7 protein-coding genes are annotated in these 6,834 nt (G+C 66.7%); 4 read left to right on the top strand and 3 right to left on the bottom strand.

The genetic code is table 11. The features are described from left to right. The 3 genes from VET27_RS09960 to VET27_RS09950 all read right to left on the bottom strand — a co-directional run. Positions 1-330: acyl-CoA dehydrogenase family protein (locus VET27_RS09960; RefSeq protein WP_526517542.1), on the bottom strand; the 330-nt coding region annotated here is incomplete at its 3' end. A 22-nt stretch (positions 331-352) separates the two neighbouring features. Next, positions 353-2,035, bottom strand: coding sequence for an HAD-IC family P-type ATPase (locus VET27_RS09955; protein WP_526517540.1), 1,683 nt, complete (start codon positions 2,033-2,035; stop codon positions 353-355). Positions 2,036-2,225: 190 nt separating this feature from the next. Then, positions 2,226-2,723 carry a DUF1990 domain-containing protein gene (locus VET27_RS09950; RefSeq protein ID WP_526517538.1) on the bottom strand — a complete coding sequence of 166 codons (498 nt, stop codon included), beginning with the start codon at positions 2,721-2,723 and terminating at the stop codon, positions 2,226-2,228. A gap of 37 nt (positions 2,724-2,760) precedes the next feature. Between VET27_RS09950 and VET27_RS09945 the strand changes: the two genes are divergently transcribed. From VET27_RS09945 to thrS, 4 genes are all read left to right on the top strand, one after another. After that, positions 2,761-3,627 (top strand): aldo/keto reductase, encoded by an 867-nt coding sequence (locus VET27_RS09945; RefSeq protein WP_526517536.1) that lies wholly within the window; start codon positions 2,761-2,763, stop codon positions 3,625-3,627. A 57-nt stretch (positions 3,628-3,684) separates the two neighbouring features. Further along, positions 3,685-4,308, top strand: coding sequence for a PaaI family thioesterase (locus tag VET27_RS09940; protein WP_526517533.1), 624 nt, complete (start codon positions 3,685-3,687; stop codon positions 4,306-4,308). Further along, positions 4,305-4,727, top strand: a complete 423-nt coding sequence (locus VET27_RS09935; RefSeq protein WP_526517531.1) for a TIGR02611 family protein — start codon at positions 4,305-4,307, stop codon at positions 4,725-4,727. The genes VET27_RS09940 and VET27_RS09935 overlap by 4 nt, the downstream gene beginning before the upstream one ends. Positions 4,728-4,791: 64 nt before the next feature. Further along, positions 4,792-6,834 (top strand): threonine--tRNA ligase, encoded by a 2,043-nt coding sequence (gene thrS, locus VET27_RS09930; protein WP_526517529.1) that lies wholly within the window; start codon positions 4,792-4,794, stop codon positions 6,832-6,834.

The following is a 6,834-nucleotide window of genomic DNA, read 5'->3' as shown; positions in this document are numbered from 1 at the left end:
ATGGCGGTGGATCTGTTCGGCATCGCCGTGGCGGGCGATGGTGTCGGCACCCAGAGCCAGGGTCGCGTACGCGGGTACCGGAGCGACGCTCCATCCGACCTCGGCGAGGACGACGGCCAGGTCGAGGAATCCGCGGCCGCTGCCACCGACCGATTCGGGCAGGGCGATGCCCAACAGGTCGGCGTCAGCAAGGGCCTTCCACACCGTCGGATCGTGGCGGATCCCGCCCGCCTCGAGTTCCGTCAGCCGATCGAGGCCGGCCAGTCGGTGGAACAGATCGCGCGCGATCCTGCCGATCGCGATCTGGTCTTCGCTGAACGTGAAGTCCACGGCGGCAATCCTTTCGGGGTCGTCAGATGCTGGCGGGACGAGGCTCGCGCGGCATGCCGAGCCCCGCCATGGCAATGATGGTGCGTTGGATCTCGTTGGCGCCGCCGCCGAACGTGTTGAGCTCCGCGGTCCGCACTGCGAGGTCGAGAGCGCCACGAAGCGGAGCCTCGGGGCCCGAGCGGGCGCCGTTGCGGTCGAGGATCTCGATGAGCTCGCCTGCGACCTTCTGGGTGAGTTCGGTGCCGAACACCTTGGCAGCGGACGCCTCACCCATTTCGAGCGCTCCCTTGGACATTGCGGCATTGACCCGCAGATTCACCAACTTGTAGGCGGCGACCTGGGCTTCGACGCGCGCGCCCTTGACCAGAACGATGTGCCCACCCTCGCCGTCGCGATGCAGCGTCGCCATGTACTGGCGTTCGGAGCTGAACGGGATGGTCGCTACCCGGGGCAGGCTTGCGGCGAGTCGTTTTTGTGCGAGACCGGCCTTCGCGGCGACGGCGAGCATTGCGCCCTCTGTCGGGTCGCCCACGACGTCCCACCGCCCGCCGTCGTGGGCAAGCGCCGCTCCGTTGCAACATGCCCCGGCAAGCAGTGACCAACGCATCGCCGCATCGGAATTCAGCGACACCTGCGCACCGTGGGCATCGCAGAGGGCGCCGTTGAGGGCATAGCCGTTTCCGGTCGCCTCGATGATGCCGTCTTGGGTCCAGATCGCCTGGACGGTCATCTGGTTCTCAGTCAGCGTTCCGGTCTTGTCGGCGCAGATGACCGTCGTGCTACCTAGCGTCTCCACCGCAGGCAGACGCCGAACGACCGCTTGGCGCTTCGCCATTCGGGCCACGCCGACCGCCAGCGCGACCGCGGCGGTGAACGTCTCAACCGCATCCTGTCGGCGCATCAGCCCCACCCCGAAGGTGACCGCCGCCAGACCCAGGATCGCGATGGTCAACGTCTTGCTGAACCGCGATAGCTTCGCGGTCAACGGTGTCGCGAGAACCTCCGCGGAACCCATGAGGCGATAAATTTCACCGAGCTCTGTCTCGGCGCCAGTAGCAACGACGATGCAGGCACCGCTACCTCCGGTCACCAACGTGCCGGAATACGCCATGTTGCGGCGGTCGGCCACCGGGGTGGCGGCTGGCAACACCACTTCGTCCCCGTGGATTTGTTCCGATTCTCCGGTGAGCTCAGACTCGTCCACTCGCAGTTCGGTCCCCCGCACCAGTCGCACATCGGCGGGCACCTTGTCGCCAGCCTCAATTAGCACCAGATCGCCAGGGACTAGCTCCTCAGGTGGCACGGTGTGCTCGTGGCCGTCCCGCACCACCTTGGCGTCGGTGCGCACCATGGATCGCAAACTGTCAAGTGCGGCCTCGGCCTTGGACTCCTGAATGAAACCCACGACGGCGTCGACGACAACCACGCCGAAGATCACCGCCGAGTCGACGAATTCCTGCAGACCTGCCGTGATGACGCCGGCGACAAGCAGAACGTAGATCAGCGGGTGGTGAAACTGCCGAACTACACGCACTAGCAAACCGGTGCCGGCGGTCAGCGGTAATGTGTTGGGCCCGAAGCGCTTTAGTCGTTTGGCCGCTTCAGGAACTGACGCTCCCCGGTGCGGATCGGTCTCCATCAGCAGCACCACTTCGTGCGCGGGGAGACCATGATGGGCCGTCGTCGTAGACGCCGATGACGGCAATTACCTCACTCCTTCAGGACAAGTGCCAAACCAGTCCTGATAGCACGTTGCTTGACGAAGGTCGGTTCTGGTCAGAGCCGTAAGTCACTCACCGGAAGGACAGTGGGCCCACCTTTCGGTCACGCCCCCTTCGACGCTGATTTCGCCGTACGCCCGATGGGTGCTTGACTTTCCGCGATCCTCGACGTGGCTACAGCGCCCGCAGGTAGCGCTTGCTCACCAGACGCTGCGCCAGCGTGGTGATGGGTCCGGCCAGCTTGCTCCACCACGTGCCGTGACGGGAGAACGCGCTGATCTCGGCGTACACCGCGTCACCGATCGGGTCGTAGCGGACGGCGAACAGTTCCTCGCCGGTCTCGGCGTGGCCCGGCAGGGTGCCGTAGGCGAAACCCCGCCGGTTCGGTTCGTCGATGACGTACACGACGCGGCACGGCGCCCGCAGCGGGCCGAGTCCCACGATCACCTCGGAACCGACGGCCGCCACGTCCGCCGTCGCATCGACGTGCAGCCCGGCGCCGCGGAGCATGCCCCACCGCATCACCTCGGCGGCCGCCTCCTCGAAACGGGTTCGCCCGTGGCCGATGACCGCCGACGCATGCAGATGGCGGTAGCCGTCCGGCGGCGGCCCGGCAGTCGCACCGATCTCGGGATAGGTGAACGGAAGTTCGGCGAGGTCGCTCAGTCTCACCGGTTCACCATGCCAGTCCCGGCGTACGGTCGAAACCGTGACCACCCAGCCCATCGCGCAAGCATCCGGAACGTTCACTCTCGGCGGCGACCTGACCGTCCACCGACTCGGCTTCGGGACCATGCGCCTCACCGGCAAGGGCATCTGGGGCCCGCCCGAAGACCACGACGAAGCCGTTCGCGTCCTACGCCGCGCCGTCGAACTCGGCATCGACTTCTTCGACACCGCGAACTCGTACGGGCCCTACGTGGCCGAGGAGTTGATCCGCGAGGCGCTGCATCCCTATCGGGATGGCGTCGTCATCGCCACTAAGGCCGGGCTCCTGCGGACCGGGGAGGACCAGTGGACACCGCTCGGCTTCCCCGCGTACCTGCGCCAGGAGGTCGAGATGAGCCTGCGTCGGCTGGGCACCGACCGCATCGACCTGTTCCAGTTGCACCGCATCGACCCCAAGTTCCCCGCGGAGGATCAGATCGGCGAGCTCGCGGCGTTGCAGCGCGAGGGCAAGATCCGCCACATCGGACTGTCCGAGATCAGCGTCGAACAGTTGACGGCCGCGCAGAAGGTCACGTCGATCGCCTCCGTACAGAACCGGTACAACATGGCAGAGCGGAAGGCCGAACCGCTGCTCGATGCCTGCCAAGCGCAGAACATCGCGTTCATACCGTGGGCGCCGCTGGGCTCGGGACCGCTCGTCGCCGACGGTGGTCCGCTGCACCGCATCGCCGCGGAGCACCACGTCAAGCCGTCTCAACTGGCCGTGGCCTGGCTGCTGAAGCGGTCCCCGGTGATGCTGCCGATACCCGGCACGTCGCGCGTCGCGCACCTCGACGAGAACGTTTCCGCGGCCGAAGTCACACTCTCCGACGAGGAGTTCGACGCATTGCGGGACGCCGACGGTTAGACGCTCGGCCGCGGGACCGACGGGTGCCGGCAACTGCTCAGGCAATACGGTGGGCGGGTGTCCACCGACCCCGAACCGCAGTCCGGCGGCGGATTCAACCCGCCGGTGCCGACGACCCGCGGCGGACCCGACTACGGGAGATTCGTCGAGGCCGTCCGCACCCTGCAGGACCTGACCCGAGGCGCGGACGCGCCCGACGACGTCGTCACTCGGGCCGCCGACCTGGTCGAAGACGTGAATCGACTGCTCGCCCCCCACGACGCCGACGAGTGGCACTCACCGTCGGGCCGACGGATGGACCTGCCCAACCGCGGCAGCATTCTGTCGATACAGGTGGACCTGACCGTCGGCGACGACGGCCGCATTCGCGGAACCACGCGCTTTCGTCGTTACCACCTCGGGCGCAACGGTGCCGTGCACGGTGGTTCGCTGGCGCACCTGTTCGATTCGCTGTTGGGGTTCACGGCCTACAAACTGAGCGAGAGTCGAAGGCAGCGGACGGCGTTCCTGCACGTCGACTATCGCAAGATCGTCCCCATCGACAAGGAGTTGCAGGTGGACGCGGGCATCGACGGGATCGAGGGCCGCAAGATCTTCGTCGCGGGGCGTCTGCTGGACGGGGACGACGTGCTGTGCGAGGCCCAGGCGTTGTTCCTCAAGCTGCTGCCGGGGCAGCCATGAGCAAACTCAGCGACGTCAAGCGGCGATGGGCGCGGTGGCGGGACCGACTGCGTGAACGGAAGACGGCCGATCTCACCTACCGCCTCGTCGTCGGCGTCGTGGGCCTGGCCGTGCTGGGCCTCGGGATCCTCGCCATCCCGTACCCGGGACCCGGTTGGGCCATCGTGTTCGTCGGGCTGGCGATCCTGGCCACCGAGTTCGAGTGGGCGCACCGACTCCTGAAGTACGCGCGGGAGCGCTACGACCGGTTCATGGAGTGGTTCAAGTCTCAGGGCCTGTGGGTGAAGGTGCTCGGCTTCGCGCTGACCGCGGCGGTCGTGGCGGCGACCTTGTGGTTGCTGGGGGCGCTCAGCTTCGCCGCGGGTCTGGCGGGTGTCGAGCAGCCGTGGTTGATGAGCCCCATCGGCTTGGGGTCTTGAACACCAGCACCGATACCATGGTCGCGTTCCGCGCACCCGCAACCCTCGATGAGGAGACCCACCGATGACCGCCGCCGCAAGCCTCGCCCCAGCAGCCCCGATCCGGGTCGCTGCCGGGACCACCGCGGGCGCGGCGATTCGCGACGCCGAACTCCCGAGCCGGGGGGCGCCCAACGCGATCGTCGTCGTGCGGGATGCCGAGGGCCGGCTGCGGGATCTGTCCTGGACGCCGGACGCCGACGTCGAGGTGACGCCCGTCGCCGCCGACACCGAAGACGGCCGCAGCGTCATCCGCCACTCGGCGGCGCACGTGCTCGCCCAGGCGGTCCAGGGCCTGTTCCCCGAGGCGAAGCTGGGCATCGGCCCGCCCATCACGGACGGCTTCTACTACGACTTCGAAGTTTCGCGCGCGTTCACCCCCGAGGACCTGGCCGCGCTCGAGAAGCGCATGCGCCAGATCGTCAAGGACGGCCAACTGTTCGACCGCCGCGTCTACCAGTCGAAGGACGAGGCGCGCGAAGATCTCGCCGACGAGCCGTACAAGCTGGAGCTCGTCGACGACAAGTCCGGCGATCCCGACGTCATGGAGGTCGGCGGCGACGAGCTGACGGCATACGACAACCTCAATCCGCGCACCCGCGAACGCATCTGGGGCGACCTGTGCCGCGGTCCGCACATTCCGACCACCAGGTACATTCCCGCGTTCAAGCTGACCCGCAGTTCGGCCGCGTACTGGCGCGGTGACCAGGAGAACGCCAGCCTGCAGCGCATCTACGGCACCGCATGGGAGTCGCAGGAAGCCCTCGACCGTCATGTCGAACTGCTCGAAGAAGCGACCCGTCGCGACCATCGCAAGCTCGGTGCCGAATTGGACCTATTCAGCTTTCCCGACGAAATCGGTTCGGGCCTGCCGGTCTTCCATCCCAAGGGCGGGATCATCCGGCGAGAGCTCGAGGACTACTCACGCCGCAAACACATCGAGGCGGGGTACGAGTTCGTCAACACTCCGCACATCACCAAGGCGCAGTTGTTCAACACCTCGGGGCACCTGGACTGGTACGCCGACGGGATGTTCCCCCCGATGCACATCGATGCCGAGTACGACGAGTACGGCTCGGTGCGCAAGCCGGGTCAAGATTATTACCTGAAGCCGATGAACTGCCCGATGCACTGCCTGATCTTCCGGGCTCGCGGGCGGTCATATCGCGAACTTCCTTTGCGAGCCTTCGAATTCGGGTCCGTCTACCGCTACGAGAAGTCCGGCGTCGTGCATGGTTTGACGCGAGTCCGCGGCCTGACGATGGACGACGCCCACATCTTCTGCACCCGCGACCAGATGCGCGGTGAGCTCACCTCTCTGCTGCGGTTCATCATCGACCTGCTCGGCGACTATGGCTTGGACGACTTCTACCTCGAGCTGTCCACCAAGGACCCGAAGAAGTTCGTCGGCTCGGAAGAGATCTGGGAAGAGGCCACCAACACGCTCGCCGAGGTGGCCGCCGAATCGGGCCTCGAGCTGATGCCCGATCCCGGCGGCGCCGCGTTCTACGGGCCGAAGATCTCGGTACAGGCCAGGGATGCGCTCGGCCGCAGTTGGCAGATGTCCACGATCCAGCTGGACTTCAACTTCCCCGAGCGGTTCGAGCTGGAATACACGGCAGCCGACGGCAGCCGCCAGCGCCCGGTGATGATCCACCGCGCCCTTTTCGGGTCGATCGAGCGGTTCTTCGGCATCCTGACCGAGCATTACGCCGGTGCCTTCCCCGCGTGGCTGGCGCCGGTTCAGGTGGTCGGCATACCCGTGGCCGACGCGCACATTCCGCACCTCGAAGACGTTGCCGCGCAACTGAAGGCACGCGGCATTCGCGTCGACGTCGACGCCAGTGACGACCGGATGGCCAAGAAGATCGTCCACCAGACCAACCAGAAGGTGCCGTTCATGCTGCTCGCGGGTGACCGCGACGTCGAAGCGGGCGCGGTGAGCTTCCGGTTCGGTGACCGCACCCAGATCAACGGCATTCCGCGCGACGCTGCCGTCGATGCCATCGTGGACTGGATCACCCGACGCGAGAACGCTGCTCCCACAGCAGAACTGGTCACGGTGTGA

It is taken from the genome of Mycobacterium sp. (assembly GCF_035633495.1).
GTDB lineage: Bacteria > Actinomycetota > Actinomycetes > Mycobacteriales > Mycobacteriaceae > Mycobacterium.
The sequence above is the reverse complement of the archived record's forward strand: the minus strand, read 5'-3'. Positions and strand labels throughout refer to the sequence as shown.